Source organism: Luteibacter sp. 1214, assembly GCF_031455395.1.
Taxonomy (GTDB): Bacteria; Pseudomonadota; Gammaproteobacteria; order Xanthomonadales; family Rhodanobacteraceae; genus Luteibacter; species Luteibacter mycovicinus.
Genome location: NZ_JAVDSQ010000002.1, coordinates 562,540 through 583,386 on the forward strand (window position 1 = coordinate 562,540; position 20,847 = coordinate 583,386).

The window sequence follows — 20,847 nt, forward strand, 5'->3', positions numbered from 1 at the left end:
GCGTGGCCGGTCGTCCTCTGCGCGTGGTGTTCGCCGGAACACCCGACTTTGCCGTCCCGTGTTTCGAGGCCTGCCGCACTTCCGGCGCCGACGTCGTGGCCGTATACACGCAGCCCGACCGGCCCGCCGGCCGCGGGCGCAAACTCGCCGCCAGTCCGGTCAAGGAAGCGGCGCTCGCCGCCGGGGTCCCGGTCGAACAACCGGAATCGTTCAAGGCCCAGGCCGACCGCGATCGCCTGGCAGCCCACGCACCCGACCTCATGGTCGTGGTCGCTTACGGGCTGATTCTTCCCCGCAAGGTACTGGCGATTCCACGGCTGGGCTGCTGGAACGTCCACGCGTCCCTGCTGCCGCGCTGGCGCGGCGCGGCGCCCATCCAGCGGGCGATCCTGGCCGGCGACGAGGAGTCCGGCGTCGACCTGATGCAGATGGAAGCGGGCCTGGATACGGGTCCCGTACTGATCGAGCGGCGCACCCCCATCACCGGCGACGACACGGGCGGCAGTCTGCACGACCGGCTGTCCGCGCTCGGCGCGGACGCGCTGGCCGAAGGCCTTCGTCGCGTCATGAACGGCGAAACCCTTGTCGCCCGTGCGCAGGCGGAAGACGGCGTGGAGTACGCGCACAAGCTGGACAAGGCCGAGGCTCGCCTCGACTTCTCGCTGACGGCGATCGCGCTGGAACGCAAGGTGCGGGCGTTCGATCCCTGGCCCGTCGCGGAAGCCGATATCGCGGGCGAACGCCTGCGTATCTGGTCGGCGCGCGCGATCGACGCGGAGACGGCCGGCACCACGCCGGGACAGGTACTGTGCGTCTCGCGCGAGGGCATCGATATCGCCTGCGCCGACGGTGCCCTGCGCCTGCTTGCCGTACAGCGGCCCGGTGGCCGCCGGATCGGCATCGTCGACTACCTCAATGCGCGTCCGGAGCTGAAGCAGGCGGTCTCGTGAGTCGGACGATCTCGGTCCGTGCCCTGGCCGCCGAAGCGCTGGCCGATATCGCCCTGTCAGGGCATTCGCTGCGCGAAGTGGCCGACCGGGCTCTCCCCCGTCTCCCCGATGCCCGTGACCGGGCGCTTCTCACCGCCCTCCTCAATGAAGGTGCGCGCTGGTGGCCCCGGTTCGACGCCGCGCTCGACCGCCTCCTGGCCAAACCTATTCGGCGGAGCGAGCCGGTCATCCACGCCCTGCTGGTGACCGCGCTGGTCCAGCTCGAGATCCTCGAGATGCCGGGTTATGCCGCCGTGGCCGCCACGGTGGAAGCCGTGCGCGAACTACGCCGCCCGCGACTTGCCGGCATGGCCAACGCCGTACTGCGCCGCTGGCAGCGCGAGCGCGAGGCCCTGCTGGCCGACCTCGATGCGACGCCGGCCACGCGGCATGCTCATCCGGCGTGGCTGGCCAAGGCTATCGCGCGCGACTGGCCCGGCCACGCGGAGGCGGTCATGGCCGCGGCCAATCACGAGCCGCCGCTGATGCTGCGCGTGAATCGTCGACGCGCGGGGCGCGACGAGGTCGCCGACCGCCTGCGTGAGGCCGGTCAGGAGATCGCCGCGCACACGTGGCTGGCGGACGGTCTGGTACTCCCCCACAGCACCGATGTGACACGCCTGCCCGGATTCGCCGAAGGCCATTTCGCCGTCCAGGACGGCGCCGCCCAGGTGCCGGCCGACCTGCTCGATCTGGCCAGCGGCCAGCGCGTGCTCGATGCCTGCGCCGCCCCCGGCGGAAAGGCCTGCCACGCGCTGGAACGCTCGGACATCGCCCTCGTCGCCGTGGAATCCGAGGCGCGACGCGCACTGCGCATCACCCAGAATCTGGAACGCCTCGGCCTCGCTGCCGACGTCATCGTCGGCGACGCGGGCGACGTGCGGGCCTGGTGGGATGGCAAACCCTTCGATCGCGTCATGATCGACGCCCCCTGCTCGGCTACCGGCGTCATTCGCCGCCGACCGGACGTACGCCTGCATCGCCGCGCCGCCGACATCGAAGCGCTCGTGGCACTACAGAGCCGCATCCTCTCCGCCTGCTGGGAAACCCTGGCACCCGGCGGCACGTTGCTTTACGTCACCTGCTCACTGCTGCGTGCCGAGAATGAGGGTGTGGTCGGTGCCTTCGTCGACGGTCGCGCCGATGCCTCCGTGCTGCCATTGACTCTGCCCGTGGGCCAGGCGGCCGCCATCGGCTGGCAGATCCTGCCCGGCGACGGCGACCTCGACGGCATGTACTACGCCCTGCTGCGCAAACAGGGCTAACCCGGCAGCGTGGCGAGCCTGAGTTCGCGGTAGAACGCTTCGGTCGCGTCGATGAAACGCTCCAGTCCGAACTCGGCCTCCGCATGTGCTCGCGCCGCGAAGCCCATCGCGGGCAGCTGGTCGCGCTCTTCGACCAGCCGGCGCAGGGCGGCGGCGATCGCATGCCGATCGCGGGCCGGCACGATCCAGCCGTCTTCGCCCTGACGAATGTTTTCGGGCAACCCGGCGTAGTCGCTGACGAGCACGGGCTTCTCCATCGCCATCATTTCGCGGCAGGCGAAGGAAATCGTTTCGACGTCCCAGGACAGGACGAATCCGGCATCGAGCGTCGCCACCAGCGGCCGGACGTCGTCGAGCCGGCCGGCAAAGTGCACCTGCGATGCCACGCCCAGGGCTTCGATACGGCGGCGGTCTTCCGCGTCGGGAAGACCGCCGGCAAGGACGACACGAAGGCGATCGCGCCAGGCCGGTTCCAGCGACGCCAGCGCTTCGACGAGGTCCATCCACCCCTTGTAGCTGGCCGTACCCGCATTGCTGCCAATCAGCAGCGGTGCTTCCGCGGTGGCAGGCGCCAGCCATCCGGCACGAAGCGTCGTATCGGCAGGTCGCGGCGCGAAGCGATCGATGTCGACCCCATTGAAAACGGTGACCACACGGCAGCGCGCATAAGGCGAAGCCATCACCTGCCGGTGCACGTAGTCGCAGACGGCAATGACGCCATCGGTGCCGACGCGGGCCCGCCAGGCGTTTCCGATGCCGGACATCGGCTTGGAGTTGTGCTTGGTGAGCACGATGGCCGGGCGACGGCGCAGTCCACGCACGGCGGCAATGACCAGACGATGGTCGGCGGAGCCATTGACGTGGATGACGTCGAACCGATGCCCGGCCAGATAGGCCGACAACTGCTGGCGCGCGCGGCGCCGTGCCGGCAGCTTGCCCAGGCCGTTCGGATAGGGCTGGTCGAGCACATGCACGCCGGCAAGCGCGCGGGCCTCGCGATTCAGACGGCTACCCGGCGGCGCGGCGACGTGCACCTCATGCCGGCCCGACAGTCCGCGCGCGAGGCTGATCAGGTAAGTCGTATGGCCGCCACCGTCGCCGGCGTGGAAATTGGTAAACAGGAGCTTCATCGCCCGGGCGGGTCCTTACGGAAGCTGAATTGGCGCCGCTCACCCGGAACCGCACGGAGAGGCATCCGCGATCCGTTAAAGTACCATGCCCTCGCGCCGCCCCGGCGGCACGAGCCGGTGACGGCGAGGCCGCCGCGCCGTTCCGATCCCAGCAGGTGCCGAGTGCTCGACAAAACGAATCCGTGGCGCGTGTGGATCCTCTCGCTGCTCATCGCGATCATGCCGCTGTCCTTCGCCTTGCCGGTCAAGGCCAAGGCGGTCCCTGCGCTGATCCTGTTTCTGACGGGGCTCTGGGTGCTCGCGACGCGTGCCGACGTCCGTCGCGCCTACCGCCGCGCGGCGCCCGTGCTGGCACCCGCCGCCATCGCCTTCGTCTTCTGGGCCGTCAACGTCGGCGCCCACGGGGTGAACTGGCGCGAGTTCGACGTCACGTCGCACATCCTTGCGTTTCTGGTCATCGCGGCGACGTTCGCCCTGCCGCTGCGGACCGCCGCCCTTCGCGTCGGCTTCAGCGGATCGGCGGGCGTTCTGGGCCTGATCTGCGTCGAACAGCATTACATCGAACATATCGACCGCGCCTACGGGATCAACAACGGCGAATGGGGTGCCATCGAATTCGGCATGTTCATGCTGGTGCTGTCACTCATCGCCATCGTGCAGGCCCTGCGGGGTGAGCTCCGATCGCGCGAGCGCGCGATGCATGCGGTCTTCGCCGTCATGGGCTTCTATGGCGCGCTGCTGACGCAGAGCCGCGGCCCCCTGTTGGCGTTCGTCCCCGTCTTCGCGGCACTGATGCTGATCCAGGGTCGCCGGACGGGACGCTGGCGCCAGAGCGTGCTGGCCCTGGTCATCGGTGTGGCCGCCGCCGGCCTGGCGGCGACGACGCTGCACGGCGAGATGGTGGAGCGCCTGGCCGCCGTGAAAGACGAAGTAGCCACCTACAGCGAACAGGACGCCACCGGCGCCGTGCGCGAGCGCCTCGAAATGTGGCGCACCGCACGAATGGCCGTGATCGCGCACCCCGTCACCGGCGTCGGCATGAACCAGTTCGGCCCCTTCGCCCGGGCGCGGATCGCCGATGGCGAGGTCAATCCGTCGGTGGTCCGCTATGACCATCCGCACAGCGAGTACCTCGAGTGGGCGGCGACGGGCGGCATCCCGGGCCTGCTGGTCCTCGTGCTGCTCTTCGGTGGTTCGCTGATCTATTTCGGGCGGCATGCGCTGAACCGCGATAACGCCATCGCCATGCCGGCATGCGCCGGATTCTCGACGACGGCCATGTACGCGCTATGCGCCCTCACCGACAATGTCTTCTATCGGGCGATGCCGCACTCGTTGTATTTCTTCCTCACGCTGGGACTCGCCGTTTACGTCGGACGCGCGCTCGATCGGCACCGCACCGGCGCAGGAGCCTCCTGAGATGGCCCACATCAACCTCATCGCCTGGGACAACGGTCGCGGGCTCACGCACGATATCCGCCTCTTCGAGAACGCCTTGCGCGAACTCGGTCACCAGGTGACGGTGACGCGGACGCCGCAGCGCAATCATGGATGGCCGTGGCGGGCCTGGGCGCAGCGTGCCGCCATGTTCGGCCGCTGGCTGACCGGCCGCGGTCCGCGGCGCTACGACCTCGGCCTGACGATCGAGCACGTGCACCCGGGCTACCTGCCGATGTCCCGGCGCAATGCGCTCATTCCCCATCCGGAATGGATGAGCAAACGCGACCGCCGCCACCTGCATCGTTTCGACACCATCCTGTGCAAGACCGACAGCGCGATGAAGACGTTCGGCGGGATGGGGCTGCGCACCGCCCACATCGGATTCATCAGCACGGACTGCCGTCGTGAAGGTGTCGCACGCGACCGCGCCTTCCTGCATCTTGCCGGCGGCAGCCGCATGAAGGGTACCGAGCGCCTGCTCGACGTCTGGCGCCGGCACCCGGAGTGGCCGACCCTGCATGTGCTCCAGTCACCGTCGGTGGCCGCACCGGACCGACCGCCGGCCGCACCGAACCTCGATCACCAGGTGACCTTCCTGCCCGACGTGGAATCGATCTACCGCCTGCAGAACGCACACCGTTTCCACCTCTGCCTGTCCGAGGCCGAGGGCTGGGGCCACTACATCGTCGAAGCCATGAGCTGCGGTGCCGTGGTACTGGTCACCGACGGTGCGCCGATGAACGAACTGGTCGACGACACGCGAGGGATGCGCGTCCCCGCGCACGAAAACGGCACGCTCAACGCCGCCACGTTGTGGAAGTTCGACGAAGAGGGGCTCGAAGCATGCGTCGAGCGTATCGTCGGTATGTCCGATGCCGAGGTCGAAGCCCTTGGGCAGGCCGCACGCGACTGGTACGACGCCAATCAGGTCGGGTTCCCCGCACGTCTGGGGCACGCCCTGGACACGTTGCTCCGGTGAAGCGTTTAGAATTCCTGATCCCTTAACGGTGACGACGCCCTTGTCCAACAGCGCCTATACCCGATCGGAACATGTCCGCGCCCTCTGGCCATGGCTGCCCCTGTGGGCCGCGATGGCGTTGCTCGCGATCTTTTCCCACGGTCCGATGCCGATGTTTTCCACGCGGACGCTCGCGGTCGCCTGGGAAATGTGGGCGCACGGTCACTGGCTGGTGCCGTACATCAACGGCGAGCCGTACAGTGAAAAGGTGCCGCTGCTGTTCTGGATGATCCACGCCGGCTGGGCCGTGTTCGGGGTCAACGATGTGTGGCCGCGCCTCCTCGAGGTCCTCTTCGGCGGCACGCAGCTCGTACTGGCCTCCGTTCTGGCCGGGCGCCTCTTTCCGGCGCGCCCGTGGGTGGCCAAGGCCACGCCGTGGCTGCTGATGGGCTTCGCCTACGCGTTTCTGTTCGGCCTGCAGATCATGTACGAGGTGCTCCTCGTCGTCTGGGTACTGGCCGCGCTGCTCACCCTGACCCCGACCGCCACGCGTGCGGAGCCCCGCTGGTGGCTGTTCGGCCTGTTCGTCGGCGCGGGCCTGCTGACCAAGGGGCCGGTGATGGCCCTGCACGTGCTGTTCCCCCTGCTCTTCGGCCCGCTGTGGAACGACTGGGCGCGGCAGAACAAGGCACGCTGGTACGGCTTCGGCGTGCTTGGCCTGCTGCTCGGCTTCGCGATCCTGCTGGCCTGGGCACTGCCGGCCGGGCAGGCCGGTGGCGAGGCTTACCGCCAGCGTCTGTTCTTCACCCAGACCGCCGGCCGGGTGGTCGAAACGCATAACGCCGACCTGCAGAACCACGCCCGTCCCGCCTGGTACTACCTGGTTTTCCTGCCGGTCATCGTGTTCCCGCTCAGCGGCTGGCTGCGCGGCATCGTCGCGCTGCCGACGGCACTGTTCCGCAAACCATGGCGCGCCGGCACCGGTGGGGCGATCGCCTGTGCGGTCGTCGCCCTGGTGCTCCTGCTGATTTCCGCCGCGTTCGCGCATTTCCCGCCGCTGGCCGAGAAGCTGCTGCTGATCCTCGTGATCGCGCCGCTGTTTGTCGCGCTGATGCGACAGCCGCTGGAGACGGGACTGCGTTTCCTGCTGGTCTGGCTGCTGCCGGCGCTGCTGGTCTTTTCACTGGTCACCGGCAAGCAGCTGTACTACCTGCTGCCCGAACTGGCCGGTGTCACGATGCTGGTGGCCGCGTCGGTGGCCGACCTGCGCGAGCGCCACAAGGCGCTGGCCACGAGCTATGCCCTGGGCACCTGGCCGCTCTCGGTCGGCGCCTTCCTGCTCGCCATCGCCTTGTTCGCCATGCCGTCCGTGGTGCCTTCGCGCTTCCCGGACAACATGTGGCTGACCGGCATGGCGCCGTATGCGCGCTTCTTCGGTGTGATCTTCATCGTGCTCGGTGCGCTGTTGCTGCTGCGCGGTCGCGGCGAAATGCGCCGGCTGGCCTTCGCCGGCCTGATCGGCACCGTGTCGCTCAATGCCCTGTTCACGCTGGGCCTCTGGTACCGCTACGACCTGGCGCCCGCCTCCCAGTTCCTGGCGCAGGCCGACGCGGCCGGGCGCCCCATCGGCAATCTGGGCGTCTCGTATAACGGCCAGTACCACTTCGCCGGCCGCCTCATGCACCCGATCGCACGCATCAACGTCGTGCCCGGTATGGCGGCGCCCATGGAAGACGACGAAGACGACGCCGTGCACGACGGTGACAGCCTCGACGACTTCGCGCGCCATCACGCCGACGGCGTCATCATCTCCTACGCCAAGCATCCGCCCGCGGAAGCCTTCCGCTACGCCCGGCTGATCCAGCCGTCGCGCACCGGATGGCTCATGATCTGGGATGCCGGCACACTGGCCGCGCTGCAATCCGGACGGGCTCCGCCCGAGCCGAAACAGCCGACCCTGCTCTACCCGCAGGAGTATTGGCGCACGCGGACGGCAGTCCGGTGACCGATCCCCTCGTCGAGCGTCTGCGAGCTCAGGTGGGCGGCCCGAGGGACGGGGCGCTGCTGCGCTTCTCCATCGGTAACGCGCTTCTGGGCGACGGGATGTACGACGAGGCCGCCACGTCGTTCCGCGAGGCGCTGGCGTTCGACCGCGACTACTCCGCGGCGTGGAAACTGCTCGGCAAGGCGCTGCTCGCGAAAGACGACGAGACAGGCGCGGCCGACGCATGGCGCGAGGGGGTCGACGCGGCCACGCGTCGCGGCGACATCCAGGCCGGCAAGGAAATGACCGTTTTCCTCAACCGGCTGTCGCGGAAGAGCTGACCTTGTAGGGGTCGGGGCGATCGTGCGCCGTGAACCGCTTGTAGTGCCACTGGTACTGCGGAAAGGCACGTTCCACGCATTGCTCGACGCCACGATTCAGTGCCGCACAGGCGACTTTCAGATCCGTGCTGTCGATGCCTCCGGGCGCCGGCAGGATGTGGATTCGAAAGCCTTCGCCATCGGCCAGGCGCTCGGCGAAGCTGAAGAGCACCGTCGCGCCGGTGCGAGCCGCAAGACGCGGCAGCAGCACCATCGTCAGCGCATCCACGCCGAAGAAGGGCGCGAACTCGCCCTCGCCTTCGCGCGGTTTCTGGTCGGGCAGGATGCCGACCGTGCCACCGGCACCGAGACGCTTGAACAGCGTGCGCACACCGGCGCCCTCGGCCCGCACCTGCTCCGGCGCCAGCTTGCCCCGCACCTTGCGCAACAAGGCCTCGATGGCCTGAATACGTGGCGGGCGATACAGAATGGCCATGGGCGTCTTGCTGCACAGCCAGTAATTGAGCAGCTCCCAGCAGCCGAGGTGTGGCGCGGCGATGATGGTGCCCTTGCCGGACGCGAGCGCCGCCTCGAACAACTCGCCGCCGACCACTTCGCGGACCAGGCCGAGCGACCGGTCGGCGCCGCCGCCCCAGATCGCCGCCACCTCCGTCACCGACTTGCCGGACTCTTCCATGGTCTGGACGAGAAGCCGTTCGCGATCCCCTGCCGACAGCTCCGGCCGGGTCAGTCGCAGGTTGACCGCGCTGTAGCGGGCGCTGCGCGACTTCGAGCGCAGCGAACGGCGCCCGATCCACGCGCCTGCGCGGTGAACAGTCCGCAGGGACAGCAGGCTGACCAGACGGAGCAGGAGGTAGAGGAGATAGATATCCGGACGCATCCGGAGAAGTGTAAGGCAAGGCGGCCCGGACCGACTCCGCCGCTGTAAAGCCTCGCGCGCACGCTTTAAGCTTGGCGCCCCCTGGCCGTTAAACCCCTACATGATTGCATTGATTCAGCGTGTCGAATCCGCGCGCGTCGACGTCGACGGGCAGACCGTGGGCGCCATCGGCGCCGGCCTGCTTGTTCTCGTCGCGGTGGAGCCGGGCGACGGCGAGGCCCAGTGCACCCGGATGCTCGAGCGGCTGCTTGGCTACCGTGTGTTCTCCGATGCCGAGGGCAAGATGAACTTGGCGCTGTCGGACACCGGCGGCGGACTGCTGCTCGTCAGCCAGTTCACCCTGGCGGCCGATACCCGGAAGGGCATGCGCCCCAGCTTCACCACCGCGGCGCCGCCGGAAGAAGGCCGGCGCTGGTTCGACCGGCTGGTCGATCTGGCCCGGGTGGCCCACCCGGGGGTGGAAACCGGACGCTTCGGTGCCCATATGAAGGTTCACCTGATCAACGATGGCCCGGTCACCTTCCGTCTGGAGGTGCGCTGAGGCGTCAGTGCGCGGGGCTTCGTCCCCGTCTCCCTCCTCATCGTGGCGCGATCGCCCGGCCTCCAGCGGCCATCTGGCGCGATTCTTGCGTGATCCCGATGAGTCCGATCCACTTGAAAACTGGTCAAAAAATCATCAAATGACTATACTGATCGGTTCCTGTAACCCGCGGCGGTCGGCATGACTAACAAAGCTCACGAGCAGCAGTCTGAAATCAAACAGCTCATCTCCAAGGGCTTGGAGCAGGGCTACCTGACCTACGCGGAAATCAACGACCACCTGCCCGACGACATCGTCGATCCGGAGCAGATCGAAGACATCATGGCGGTGCTCAAGGGCGTCGGCATCGAGGTCCATGATTCCGCGCCCGACACCGACACCATCTCCGATGGCGCCGCCCCCGGCACCAGCACCGACGACGAATCGGCCGCTGAAGAAGCCGTGGCGCTGCTGTCCGCCGTCGACGCCGAGGTGGGCCGCACCACCGACCCCGTCCGCATGTACATGCGCGAGATGGGCACGGTCGAGCTGCTCACCCGCGAAGGCGAGATCGCCATCGCCAAGCGCATCGAAGAAGGCCTCAGCCAGGTCCAGACCGCGCTGGCCAGCTTTCCGCTGACCATCCAGCTGCTGCTCGAGGAATACGATCAGCACGTCGAGGGCAAGCGTCGCCTGAGCGAGATCCTGGCCGGCTTCGCCGACCTCGAGGAAGCCGCCGACCAGGCCAAGGCCGAAGCCGCCGAGGCCGCTGAAGCCGCCGGCGACACCGAAGGCGACGACGACGAGGAAGACGGCGTCGAGGGTGCCGAGGAAGAGGAAGCGGGCCCGACCGGCCCGGATCCCGAGGAAGTGAAGCGCCGCATGGAAGAACTGCGTTCGCTGCACGCCAAGTTCCAGAAGACGGCGCCCAAGGCCGAGATCGCCGACAAGAAGGTCGCGAAGATCCGCGAGCAGATGTCGGAAGCCTTCCTCAATCTCAAGCTCCCGTCGGCGCTGATCGACAGCTTCGTGCGCAAGCTGCGCGAAGTGGTCAACGACATCCGTCACCACGAGCGGATCCTCATGGACATCTTCGTCAAGCAGGTGAAGATGCCGCGCGCCGAGTTCCTCAAGAGCTTCCCGTCGAACGAAGGCAACCTCGAGTGGGCCGCGGAGCTGTCGCGCAAGCGTCAGAAGTGGTCGCCGAATATCAAGAACTACCGCGAAGTCATCGACGGCGAACAGGAGAAGCTGGCCGCCATCGAGCGCACGCTGTACCTGCCGCTGACCGACATCAAGGAAATCAATCGCGCGATGTCCGTCGGTGAGGCCAAGGCCCGCCGCGCCAAGAAGGAAATGGTCGAGGCCAACCTGCGTCTCGTCATCTCCATCGCGAAGAAGTACACCAACCGCGGCCTGCAGTTCCTCGACCTCATCCAGGAAGGCAACATCGGCCTGATGAAGGCCGTGGACAAGTTCGAATACCGTCGCGGCTACAAGTTCTCGACGTACGCCACCTGGTGGATCCGTCAGGCCATCACCCGCTCGATCGCCGATCAGGCCCGCACCATCCGTATTCCGGTGCACATGATCGAAACGATCAACAAGCTCAACCGCATCTCCCGCCAGATGCTCCAGCAGTTCGGCCGCGAGCCGACGCCGGAAGAACTGGCCAAGGAAATGGAGATGCCGGAAGACAAGATCCGCAAGGTCCTGAAGATCGCGAAGGAACCGATCTCCATGGAAACCCCGATCGGTGACGACGAAGATTCGCATCTGGGCGACTTCATCGAAGACACCAACGCCAGCTCGCCCATCGAGTCGGCCACGGAAACGGGTCTCATGGAAACCGTGCGCGACGTGCTGGCCGGCCTCACCCCGCGTGAAGCCAAGGTCCTGCGCATGCGCTTCGGCATCGATATGAACACGGATCACACGCTGGAAGAAGTCGGCAAGCAGTTCGACGTCACCCGCGAGCGCATCCGCCAGATAGAAGCCAAGGCCCTGCGCAAGCTGCGTCACCCGAGCCGCTCGGAAACCCTGCGCTCGTTCCTCGATATCGACTGATATCGGGTCACCGGTCGATGCGAAAACGCCCGCTTACGCGGGCGTTTTCTTATGTCTTGCCAGGAACCTGCTCTGGTAGGAGCCAGCCCCGCTGGCGATTGGGAAACCCCTCACCCTTCACCCCTCCCCTCCGCCCGCTCCCGAGTCACCACCCCCGCGCGCAACCCCATCGGCCGAAGCAACTTCGCCACCGTATCCAGCGTCGGACTTTGCTGTCTAATGGCGACATACCCAACTGGGCTTAAGGAAATTGCATATGTCGTATTACCGCCCCGCTTCGATGATCGCTTGCGCCCTGATGGCGACGCTCTCGGCAGAGGCTTATTCAGCGCCTCCGCAAACTGCACCAGCGGCCGCTACCCCCTCGTCCCAGAGCCCCATCGCCAAGGACCTGAAGAGCCTGCCCCTCGCGGACCAGAAGCGGTTCGCCGCCGGTCGCTTCCTTGGCTTCTACACGCTCAACGGGCGCACCACGGGCGACGTATGCCGTGCGGAGGGCGTCGACCTCTCCGCCTACGTGCAGGCGTTCCAGCGCAAGCACGACGCCGAGTACGAGCGGGCCGACAAGATCATGGTGGCATCGGGCTTCTCCACAGCCGAGATGGCAGCCGCGACCGATGCCAACCGTGGCCGGCTCGAGGAGAAGGTTCGCCAGTCGATGCAGGACCTCGCCGGCGCGCTACACAAGACCACGGTGGCCGAGGCCTGCGCCTATATCGCGGCCCACGTGAGCGACGCCGTGGCGGGACAGTCGTTCGCCCAGCAAAACCCCGAGATCGAAGCGGTCCTGATGTCGAACTGACAAGGGCTGTAGGCGAATGGGCATTTCGGTGCCCTGCGCCAACCGTTACACTTCGCAGCCGTGCGGGCCTATAGCTCAATGGTTAGAGCAGGGGACTCATAATCCCTTGGTTCCAGGTTCGAGTCCTGGTGGGCCCACCATTTGATTCAGCTGCACATGGCTGATTCGCCCGGTCGAGGCGCCTCTCGCGGTGCCATCGCCTCGGACTGACGCCGTCCGCTACCTTCGCACCAGGCGCATCGCCTCGAAGCCCCGCTTGCCGGCGAACGGTTCACGGACGAGTACCGCCGAAGGCAATGGCCGCCACGCTACTTCGGTCTGGTAGATAAGAGTCCCTTGGCGGATCGGATGCTGGACCGGCGACGTATGGAGATCGCCATGCGTACGAAGGCGACGGACTGCTGTCAGGAGTTGACCTGTCGGTCGCGATCCCTCCTTGCGCGGAAATCCGCCAAAGGCAAGCCGCTCTGTCCGATATCTTCGATTTCGTGTTCCTGAAAGAGAACGATCGTGTCGTCATGGGGCTTGCCCATGACGTCGAACAGCAGGTCGGCAATGCCTTTGTAAACGGCCGCCTTCTGCTCCTGAGTGGTTTTTTCTGCGCCAGGACGTGTGCCCTCACGGGTCACGAGAATGTTCACGATCGGCATAACGACTCTCCCGAATAAAGGGGACGCCAAACGCCCCCATGGTTTGCTCAGCGACCGGCGATCAGGCCGCCGTCGACATGAAGGATTTCGCCTGTCGAGAAGGCGGCGTCTTCGAGGTAAAGCACCGCGCGGACGATGTCTTCGACTTCGCCCAGCTTGTTCATCGGGTGGAATGCGGCCAGCTCATCGACAAGCTTCGGATCGTGCATGGGTGTACGGATGACTCCGGGCGCCACGGCGTTCACCCGAATGCCGCGCGTCGCGTACTCGATAGCGAGGCTCTTCGTGGCGGAGTTCATTCCGCCTTTGGTAAGCATGGCGATGAAGGCGGGCCCCCGGGAGCTGGCGAATTCGGCCGTTGACGCCGTGATCTGGACCAGATGGCCGCTGCCCTGTTTCAGCATCACGGGGACGACCTGCTGGGTAGTGAAGAAAAACCCGTCGAGATTGGTCTTCAGCTTCAGCCGATAATCTTCTTCGGTGTAATCGACGAACGGCTTACCGATGAAGATCCCGGCGTTGTTCACGAGGGTGTCGATGCGACCGAACGTGTCCACCGCAGCGGCAACGAGGCGCCTTGCGGTCTCCGGATCGCCGATGTCACCCGCCACGGTGAGAAGGTCCGGATCGGTCGAGGGCTTGATGGAGCGGGACGTGGCCACCACGGCGTAGCCGCGTGCTCGAAATCCTCTGACGATGCCTTCGCCGATACCCTGCGACGCGCCGGTGACGATGGCTACTTTCTTGGTGTTTGACATGGCTGTGGTCCGTTCTGCTTGCGGGATGGGCAGAACTTAAGGCACTGTCGCCCCTTCGAAAATTAGCTATCTTCGATCAATGACTGAGCAAAAACGCACAGACCTGGATTGGCAGGATGTCCGGGTCTTCGTGGCCCTGGCGCGGCAGGGCAGTCTCTCCGCAACGGCTCGGATGCTTTCGGTCAATCACGCGACCGTTGCGCGCAGGGTGCAGTCGCTGGAACAGGCGCTGGGCGAAAAGCTCGTCGAGCGGCGACCGGAAGGCTACGTGCTTACGGCGGCTGGGACGCAGGCGCTTATGGCGGCCAGCGACATGGAGCAGGCAGCGCAAACCCTCAGGCGAGGCGTGGCCGACGGGTCGCCGAGCGGGCTGGTCCGGATCAGCTCGTCACCAGGCTTGTCAGCCGGCTTTCTGGCCTCGCGCCTTGCCCCTTTGGCGTTGCGATATCCACAGCTCGATATCGATCTTGCCCATACCCTGCGGTCAGTCAGCCTTGAACGGCACGAGGCGGATATCGCCATCCGGGTCGACAAACCCAAGGACGGTGACATCGTCGCGCGCCCGCTGGCCACCATGGGTTACGCGTTCTATGGGACCGAAGAGACATGTCGCTCAGTCGAAGCCGGCGGCGAGCCGGTGTTGATTGGCTTCAACGAAGCGGACGGGTATATCACCCAGGCCGCATGGATGTCGCAGCGCTTCCCCCGGGCGCGGGTGGCGTTCCGCGCGAAAGACCAGTTCCTGCAATCGATCGCTGCACAGGCGGGCGTGGGCCTGGCGCTCATCCCGCACTACATCGGCCGCAGTACACCGCTGCTCCGTATCTGCGATCTCGGATCGGTACCGGCTGCCAGGGACGTGTATCTTCTGACCCGCAGCCGCGACCGCAAGGACGCGTCGATTCGAGTCATCGCCGACGAGATCGTCAGCATGTTCGAGCAGGCGCGCGATCTTTTTCGGTAATTGAAGATTGGAATCGACTGCGCTCGTGGCCACATGTCAGGCTTAGGTATGTCGTCTCCCCCGTTGATTAGCACCAACCATACCAGGGGCAGCCGGATCGTTTTGTTGCCTGAATTCGGCGGACGTCAGCCCGCCACGACTGTCGTGTGGGATCTCGCGTTTGTAGTCAGCTAGCCATAGCTGTCCCTGCTCTCGCACTTCCGTCAGGTTCCGAAAGACGTGCATATCGAGTGCGCCCCGCCGAAGGCTGCCGTTGAAACGCTCGATGAAGCCGCGCTGCATCGGTCTACCGGGCTCGATGACATCCAGGAAGATCCCTTAGATCCTTTGGCGGCGAGCGTAGTTGTTCACCTCTGCTCCGAAGGCTTCCGAGCGACCCGGACTGCGGTCACCTGCGCGCGATGGCGTCACCGGTTTGGCAAATCGGCCTTCCAACCGCTAAGGTCACGTATAACAACAAGCCTAAGAGTTGCGAATCCTGACTGTGGCATTTCACTCAGCTCGGCGGATCAACTCAATCTGCCGGTAATTCAGCTCAAGGACGCGCCGCCGAAGCTGAGAGGCAAGAGGCTCCGACTGCGCGCTCGACGCCGCAAGGAAGAAAAGATCGTCTTGCATGCGATTCAACTCGAGCGATAGCAGCGAAGTGGGCCCCTGAACTAAACGATGATCGTCACCCACGCCATCCTCATCCAACAACCTCTGGGTTGCCAAGTCGAGCGTATCAAGCTGGACCTGCGTCGCCGCCACGATCGACCTAATGTCTTTCGCGTGAATGAAGTCGAGCAAGCTACAGCAAATGTCCACAGCATCGAGCGCCGCCGAGGTATAGAACGAATCATAATCCTCCGAATCCGGCATGACCTTCTCACACTCATTACTGGTCAGGAAGGCCGGCTCACCCCACCGGCCATCCTCCATGGTCTTCCAGCATGCCGCCAATGAAGCCATCACTTCGCCCATGCCAGCATGATTCGTCTCCGCCTGGAACGCGTAGAACATGGGTAACGCACGCTCCAGCAGACAGATCCCGAAGCCAAGTCGCTCCAGATCGCTAAGCTCGATCAATTTCTCTTCAAACTGCGCAATATCGTAGTCCATCACACTTCCAAGGCGGGTTTCATTATTTAAGGGGTGACAGCGTATCGATGCCCTCACGATCTAGAGTTTGCACGCATGATGTGCAAATAAGGCGGCTGGCAGCCGTACCCGTTGGAGTCAGTCCCATTTCCCTTGCCGCGTTCACGCCATTGACTTCAGCATGCATCCTCGGAACGCTTTTTCCGTAAACCTGCCCCTGTCGACCCACCGTAAACTTACGCCAGACATAAACCGAGGTCTCCGGGCGAAATATCCCCAAGGAGACCTACGAAGCGCAAAAGCAAATTCACCGAGAGCCAGATCGTTGCGACGCTAAAGCAGGTCGAAGGCGGCAGGCAGGTCAAGGACATGTGCCGGGAGCTGGGCATTTCCGAGGCGACCTATTACACCTGGAAATCGAAGTAGGGCGGCATGAAAGCGTCGGACGTTCATCGCCTGCGCGACCTGGAAGCAGAGGACAACAAGCTCAAACGCATGTACGCAGATTTGGCGATAGAGAACCACGGGCTTAAGGATCTCATTGCAAAAAAGCTGTAGACCCGGCGCATAAGCGCCCGCTCATCTCCTGGTCTGTCGAACACCATGGATGGAACGAGCGCCGGGCATGTGAGGCACTGGGCTTCTCGCGATCCACGCTGCGCTACAAGGCTCGCCCCGATCGGGATGAGCCCGTCATCGCTCTCTTGGCTGAGCTGGCTGAGCGATTCCCCGAGCGCGGCTTCGACAAGCTGTTCCAGATCATCCGTCGGCGTGGTCTGCCGTGGAACCACAAGAGGGTCTGGCGCGTGTATTGCCAGATGCAGTTGAATCACCGCCGACGCGGCAAGAGGCGTGTTCCGATGCGCCACCCGCTACCGTTGGTCGCTGGCGAAGCGATCAATGGCAGCTGGTAGGTCGACTTCATGTCTGACGCGCTCTGGGACGGTCACCGGTTCCGCACGTTCAATGTCATTGATGACTTCAACCGCGAAGCACTCGCCGTGGAAATCGATCTCAATTTGCCTGCATCGCGCGTTGTTCGCACCCGAGGTTTCGCGATTCGTGCGCGTGCCGAAGCATCGGAAGACGTGCCCATGCACGTTCGCCCATGCCACTCACTCGATCGAGGGGGACGGCGCCGTTTTGAGACCTCTTTCCCCCGCACGATGCTCAGTTCACAAGTCGAGAAGCAACTGACGATGAGTCCACAACAACGGAAACCCTGGTGACGCTACTTTTAGAGTCCACCCAAACCGATACCCTAACGCTTCCAGGCGATACTTCCTGATCAAGCACTCGATCGATTTCGGCAGTAGCTATTGCGATGATGCCATTGGGCACAAGCAACGAATGACTGGCCACCAATTCGAGACCTTTGGTTGGCGCCACTTCTGACAAAGACACTTCAACATCACCATCCATGTAGGGCCTTACCGCAACCGAAATGCATGATTCTGTTGCCGAGACTATTTCGTCGTCTTCATATTCCGGAACGATCGCATCTTTGTTCCTTGGATCTACGATGAAAATAATGCCATGTTCCGCACTGATCACAACGCTCTTCATTCCTGATTCCTTAATTTCTGCTGTCTAACTTCTCCACCCTGACGGCGCATGCAGCTCATGCAGTGTGGATAAAACTCAGTGGCCTTTCCCAACGATTGCGGCGGTTGATGGTCAACGACCGCATTTCCAGATGTGGTCCCAGAATCCTTGGTACCACACGTGTCGAACTGCCCGCGGCCAGACCCATGGGGTCGCTTTGGACATAGCGCCCGTCGAGGGCTCGTAATAGCGATGCCCGTTGTAGACCAGCCCGCTTTCGGCATCGGCATACTGCCCCGCGAATCGAAGGTTGAGCGTCAGCGTACCGATCGGCGATGCCTCGTCAAACGCGTTCGACTGCAACGGCCACGACCACACCAACTGACCCGTCGCGTTGGTCACCGCGCGCGGGGCGTCAGAGCCGTCCGCATACATGAAAGATACCCACCTATCGATGGTGGCCTTCACCCGCCAGCGGGACCGTTTTCGCATGTATGCCACCGAAGGCGACCTAGAGCAGCTCCGCGAACGGCTGGGCCTGGACCGGCTCAAGGCCAATGCGCTGGAGGAAGGCCGTTTCAACGCCAAGCCCACCGCGCTGGAGCGCTTCCGGGGGCCTTGGCGAACTCGATCAGGCGGTGCGTGCCAAAATCGAACGGCTGCGCCATGTCATCGTCGCGCGGCACCCTGGGCTGGGCCAAAAACCCCGCCTCTCCATGGGCTCGAATGACCACCCGGGAAAAGGCCCTATCGCTCTACAGCCAAGGCCTGCGCTGCTCGGCTATAGCCCGGCAACTTGGGGTGAGTCGGCAACGGGTCGGCTACATCGTGGCGCACGATGCGGCAGCGGGAGGCACCCCCATGGCACGCGTGGTTGAGCGGCGCCGTGCCGTCACCGCACGGCACCCGGCCGGGGTTACGGCCGCACAACTGGCGAGCCAATGGGGCGTCAGCATGGCATCGATCAGACGGGATCTTCGGGCGACCCGGCGCGCGTTCGGCTGACCCCATAGCCCAGACGTTCCATCACCTCTGCCACCGCAGCGGTGATGGCCTCTGGACCCACGCCAGCATCGACAGCAACCTGCAGCGTCAACTCCACGCCGATTGCAGTGCCGAGCACAGAGCGCTGCGGCCGGCGAGCGCCGATGAAAGCGGAAGCACCAAGCCGAGGCGGTAAACGGGAACCTGGAACCAAAGTCGATCGATACGCGAAAGCCGGATGAAAACCGACGGATGATTGAGCAGATCGACAGCAGCGGACGCCGGGCGGTTCGCGCGGCTGGTTATCCAGCACCCGCATCCAACACCTGGAGTTGTTGATCAATCGATACTGTCCCAGGAGCGTCCCAGCAGTAAGGTTTTTCTAGTGTGTCCGCGCGACGCTCTGCGCTGGCAGGATCTTCCAACTGTTGATCTCGCGCGCCAAAGCTGGATCCCTGCGAAGCTCGTCTAACAGCTCGGCAATCTTTGCGTCCTTCCCTCGCCGCCGACGAAGTGGGTTCAAAAGTAACACGCGATGGGGCAGCTCTTGATTTCGGATCAACTCAATCAGTTCTCCCAGTCGGTTGGGAGGACAACTTGCGGCGACTGCGGCAGCTAGGCCCATTTCGAAGTCACCCCCGTCTTGCGCCATTCGGTTTCGTTCATGCACATACAACGCACGGAGGTCGTCCCAATAATCTTTCGCTTCTTGAGTTGCCAGCGCGCGTGCGATCGATTCGAGAGTCGCTTCCGAATATTGAGTGTGCAAGTGCCGAGCCAGAATGGGAATTGCCGCGGTATATTCTTTCGTTGGAATCATGGGCAGAAGGTTGACCATATCCACTTTGACGCCAACCGCCAAAAGCTCCGATAGGAGAGCGCGTTGCTCATTTTTTCCGCGAGTCATCCGCTCTTGCACTTTTGCTTCGAGATCAGCTTTCTTTCTCTTTCCATCTTCAGTCAACATAGGTGATCCGAGTATCAGTTCATTGGCAACCGGAAGTGATTGACTGTCCCCGCATCGATCAGTTCCTGGAGAGGCTGTGTGATCTTAGTGCTCTCGTTGGTATAAAGATTGAACGGAACTTCACGACTTGCGGCTATCTGAATATAGTCACGCAGCTGCTCGGTCAATCCCTGAGTTGCAACATTCTTCACCTCGCTTAGCGGTCGGCCCGGAATGAAGCCATCCGGAATCCGCATCCGCCCATTGACATTGACGGCGACCTTATCGCCGATGTCCACCATTTTGCGCACCGCCTCTTCACCCCTGCGGCCCTTAGAGGCGATCTGAGCCATGCGCTCGCCGGCATTAAGAGCACGACTGGCACCGCGTAACTCGCCACGAGGCGTGTGGCGAGCGTGTGGCGAGTTGAGCCCGAAGGAGATACTCGACGTGAAATAGGAAGGAGGTCGGCAGCCCCCTCCGGAACGCCGCGCGGAACGGGGATGCGGTAGTCCCGAGCGATTTGCGAGTCTTTGCGCTGTTCCGCGGCTTCGACGATGTTCCACAGCAAGGCCGGGTCCGTCGCCCACGCTGGGGATCCCGCTGGCGCGATGGTGTTGGCAAAGATGACCCTGTCGACATGTCGGCGCGGCCGGTAATCGCGCCAGCGTTTGGCGCGGTCGTCGAAGAGTCGCAAGCGCATGCGGTAGGCCGCACCCGACACAGCGGAGTGGCGCCGAGAGCGCGAATGGACGGAAAGATGGGGGCGAGCGTGATGCATGCGGCTTCCTTGTGCTTATGATGATGGGAATATTTCTTCAGCGCAGACGGTCGAACAATCTGAAGGGCGCTGGCGCGCTGCGACGGAAAGAGCACGCCGCCTCGCATGTCCATTCAAGCATCGGGGCCGAAAACGTCAATTGCACAAATCCGGCGAATCACGGAATTTGTGAGGCCAAACCATTGCGCGAATCGATGTCCAAACGGTGTCCGCCCGGAGGCGTTGGTGCAGGCCGACAGACGCGTGAGCGGGCCTGCGGGTGTCGCAAGAACGTACAACCCGTAGGGGTTGTCCCCAAAGGGCGCGTTGTTCGGAGAACAAGTAGACGCGCACTGCACCACGTAAATCGTCCTACTCTGCGTCGACTCCGCTTATGCCAAATCTACTTAAGAAGACTGGCGGTTGCAGTTGCTGACGAAACCAAGGATGGCGCAAGCATGCGGGAACGCAACGGCATCGCCCCGTCACCGCTCGCGCCAACTGCGGTCCGTATGCCTCGAAAAGGAAGCGGCCAGGCCATGACATGCGCGTGCTTCCCCTCGCTGCTCCCGGCGTGGGCGTATTAAGAGTGGCTCTTTCGCGCGTCCTGGGCACACTGGAACTGCTGAATGTGGCAACGACACTGAACGGTCAGGAACGCTATCAGACTATTTGACAGCGACGTGTACTACGAAGTGTTCAGCCGAGCGCCTCGCCTGTCGTCGGTCACGCCATCACAAGCCATGGCCCCGGTGATGCCGTCGGGTTCTTTGCACCGGCAACG

General features: G+C 64.1%; 19 protein-coding genes, 1 tRNA gene and 2 pseudogenes. 12 read left to right on the plus strand and 10 right to left on the minus strand.

The window, feature by feature from the left end:
- Nucleotides 1-2: 2 nt before the first annotated feature.
- Nucleotides 3-950, plus strand: coding sequence for a methionyl-tRNA formyltransferase (fmt, locus tag J2X57_RS07130; RefSeq protein WP_309865264.1), 948 nt, complete (start codon nt 3-5; stop codon nt 948-950).
- Entirely contained in the window at nt 947-2,254 is a 1,308-nt protein-coding gene (gene rsmB, locus J2X57_RS07135; RefSeq protein WP_309865266.1) for a 16S rRNA (cytosine(967)-C(5))-methyltransferase RsmB, read from the plus strand. Before fmt ends, rsmB begins: the two co-directional genes overlap by 4 nt.
- Here the strand turns inward: rsmB and J2X57_RS07140 are convergent.
- A complete protein-coding gene (locus J2X57_RS07140) occupies nt 2,251-3,384 on the minus strand; it encodes a glycosyltransferase family 4 protein (protein ID WP_308846397.1) in 1,134 nt (377 codons plus the stop codon). The genes rsmB and J2X57_RS07140 overlap by 4 nt on opposite strands.
- Before the next feature lie 162 nt (nt 3,385-3,546).
- Between J2X57_RS07140 and J2X57_RS07145 the strand changes: the two genes are divergently transcribed.
- From J2X57_RS07145 to J2X57_RS07160, 4 genes are read left to right on the plus strand one after another with little or no spacing between them, the layout of a single operon-like run.
- The gene (locus J2X57_RS07145; RefSeq protein WP_308846396.1) at nt 3,547-4,803 is read left to right on the plus strand and encodes an O-antigen ligase family protein; all 1,257 of its coding nucleotides are present in this window, start codon (nt 3,547-3,549) and stop codon (nt 4,801-4,803) included.
- A gap of 1 nt (nt 4,804) precedes the next feature.
- Complete coding sequence (locus tag J2X57_RS07150) at nt 4,805-5,803, plus strand: glycosyltransferase (protein ID WP_309865269.1); 999 nt, start codon at nt 4,805-4,807, stop codon at nt 5,801-5,803.
- A gap of 40 nt (nt 5,804-5,843) precedes the next feature.
- Entirely contained in the window at nt 5,844-7,787 is a 1,944-nt protein-coding gene (locus J2X57_RS07155) for a glycosyltransferase family 39 protein (protein WP_036109477.1), read from the plus strand.
- Nucleotides 7,784-8,107 (plus strand): tetratricopeptide repeat protein, encoded by a 324-nt coding sequence (locus J2X57_RS07160; RefSeq protein WP_036116966.1) that lies wholly within the window; start codon nt 7,784-7,786, stop codon nt 8,105-8,107. Before J2X57_RS07155 ends, J2X57_RS07160 begins: the two co-directional genes overlap by 4 nt.
- Here the strand turns inward: J2X57_RS07160 and J2X57_RS07165 are convergent.
- A complete protein-coding gene (locus tag J2X57_RS07165; protein ID WP_308846394.1) occupies nt 8,082-8,987 on the minus strand; it encodes a lipid A biosynthesis acyltransferase in 906 nt (301 codons plus the stop codon). The genes J2X57_RS07160 and J2X57_RS07165 overlap by 26 nt on opposite strands.
- 100 nt (nt 8,988-9,087) lie before the next feature.
- Here J2X57_RS07165 and dtd point away from each other — a divergent pair, with 100 nt between their 5' ends.
- The 4 genes from dtd to J2X57_RS07185 all read left to right on the plus strand — a co-directional run bounded on the left by dtd (nt 9,088) and on the right by J2X57_RS07185 (nt 12,516).
- Complete coding sequence (gene dtd, locus J2X57_RS07170) at nt 9,088-9,528, plus strand: D-aminoacyl-tRNA deacylase (protein WP_036109472.1); 441 nt, start codon at nt 9,088-9,090, stop codon at nt 9,526-9,528.
- Nucleotides 9,529-9,708: 180 nt separating this feature from the next.
- Nucleotides 9,709-11,574: an RNA polymerase sigma factor RpoD gene (rpoD, locus tag J2X57_RS07175; protein ID WP_036109469.1), complete on the plus strand. Its 1,866-nt coding sequence runs from the start codon at nt 9,709-9,711 to the stop codon at nt 11,572-11,574.
- Between the two features lie 256 nt (nt 11,575-11,830).
- Nucleotides 11,831-12,376: a hypothetical protein gene (locus J2X57_RS07180; RefSeq protein WP_036109468.1), complete on the plus strand. Its 546-nt coding sequence runs from the start codon at nt 11,831-11,833 to the stop codon at nt 12,374-12,376.
- Nucleotides 12,377-12,440: 64 nt separating this feature from the next.
- Nucleotides 12,441-12,516: transfer RNA gene (locus J2X57_RS07185), tRNA-Ile, on the plus strand.
- Nucleotides 12,517-12,780: 264 nt separating this feature from the next.
- Here the strand turns inward: J2X57_RS07185 and J2X57_RS07190 are convergent.
- Nucleotides 12,781-13,026, minus strand: coding sequence for a tautomerase family protein (locus J2X57_RS07190; RefSeq protein WP_308846392.1), 246 nt, complete (start codon nt 13,024-13,026; stop codon nt 12,781-12,783).
- A 47-nt stretch (nt 13,027-13,073) separates the two neighbouring features.
- Nucleotides 13,074-13,784: an SDR family oxidoreductase gene (locus J2X57_RS07195; protein ID WP_036109460.1), complete on the minus strand. Its 711-nt coding sequence runs from the start codon at nt 13,782-13,784 to the stop codon at nt 13,074-13,076.
- 79 nt (nt 13,785-13,863) lie between these two features.
- On the opposite strand from J2X57_RS07195, the gene J2X57_RS07200 reads away from it, so the two are divergent.
- Nucleotides 13,864-14,748, plus strand: coding sequence for a LysR family transcriptional regulator (locus J2X57_RS07200; RefSeq protein ID WP_043696456.1), 885 nt, complete (start codon nt 13,864-13,866; stop codon nt 14,746-14,748).
- A gap of 42 nt (nt 14,749-14,790) precedes the next feature.
- Here J2X57_RS07200 and J2X57_RS07205 read toward each other — a convergent pair.
- Nucleotides 14,791-15,099: pseudogene (locus tag J2X57_RS07205) on the minus strand (transposase); the annotation flags it as partial.
- 141 nt (nt 15,100-15,240) lie between these two features.
- Entirely contained in the window at nt 15,241-15,849 is a 609-nt protein-coding gene (locus J2X57_RS07210) for a DUF416 family protein (RefSeq protein ID WP_036109455.1), read from the minus strand.
- 249 nt (nt 15,850-16,098) lie between these two features.
- Here J2X57_RS07210 and J2X57_RS07215 point away from each other — a divergent pair.
- A pseudogene (locus J2X57_RS07215) lies at nt 16,099-16,874 on the plus strand (transposase); the annotation flags it as partial.
- A 124-nt stretch (nt 16,875-16,998) separates the two neighbouring features.
- Here J2X57_RS07215 and J2X57_RS07220 read toward each other — a convergent pair.
- From J2X57_RS07220 to J2X57_RS07235, 4 genes are all read right to left on the minus strand, one after another.
- Nucleotides 16,999-17,394, minus strand: coding sequence for a hypothetical protein (locus J2X57_RS07220; RefSeq protein WP_156108669.1), 396 nt, complete (start codon nt 17,392-17,394; stop codon nt 16,999-17,001).
- Between the two features lie 111 nt (nt 17,395-17,505).
- Complete coding sequence (locus J2X57_RS07225; protein WP_275451497.1) at nt 17,506-17,841, minus strand: RHS repeat-associated core domain-containing protein; 336 nt, start codon at nt 17,839-17,841, stop codon at nt 17,506-17,508.
- 898 nt (nt 17,842-18,739) lie between these two features.
- Nucleotides 18,740-19,324, minus strand: a complete 585-nt coding sequence (locus J2X57_RS07230; RefSeq protein WP_043696459.1) for a hypothetical protein — start codon at nt 19,322-19,324, stop codon at nt 18,740-18,742.
- Nucleotides 19,325-19,338: 14 nt separating this feature from the next.
- Complete coding sequence (locus J2X57_RS07235) at nt 19,339-19,656, minus strand: putative toxin (protein WP_308846391.1); 318 nt, start codon at nt 19,654-19,656, stop codon at nt 19,339-19,341.
- Nucleotides 19,657-20,847 lie beyond the last annotated feature (1,191 nt).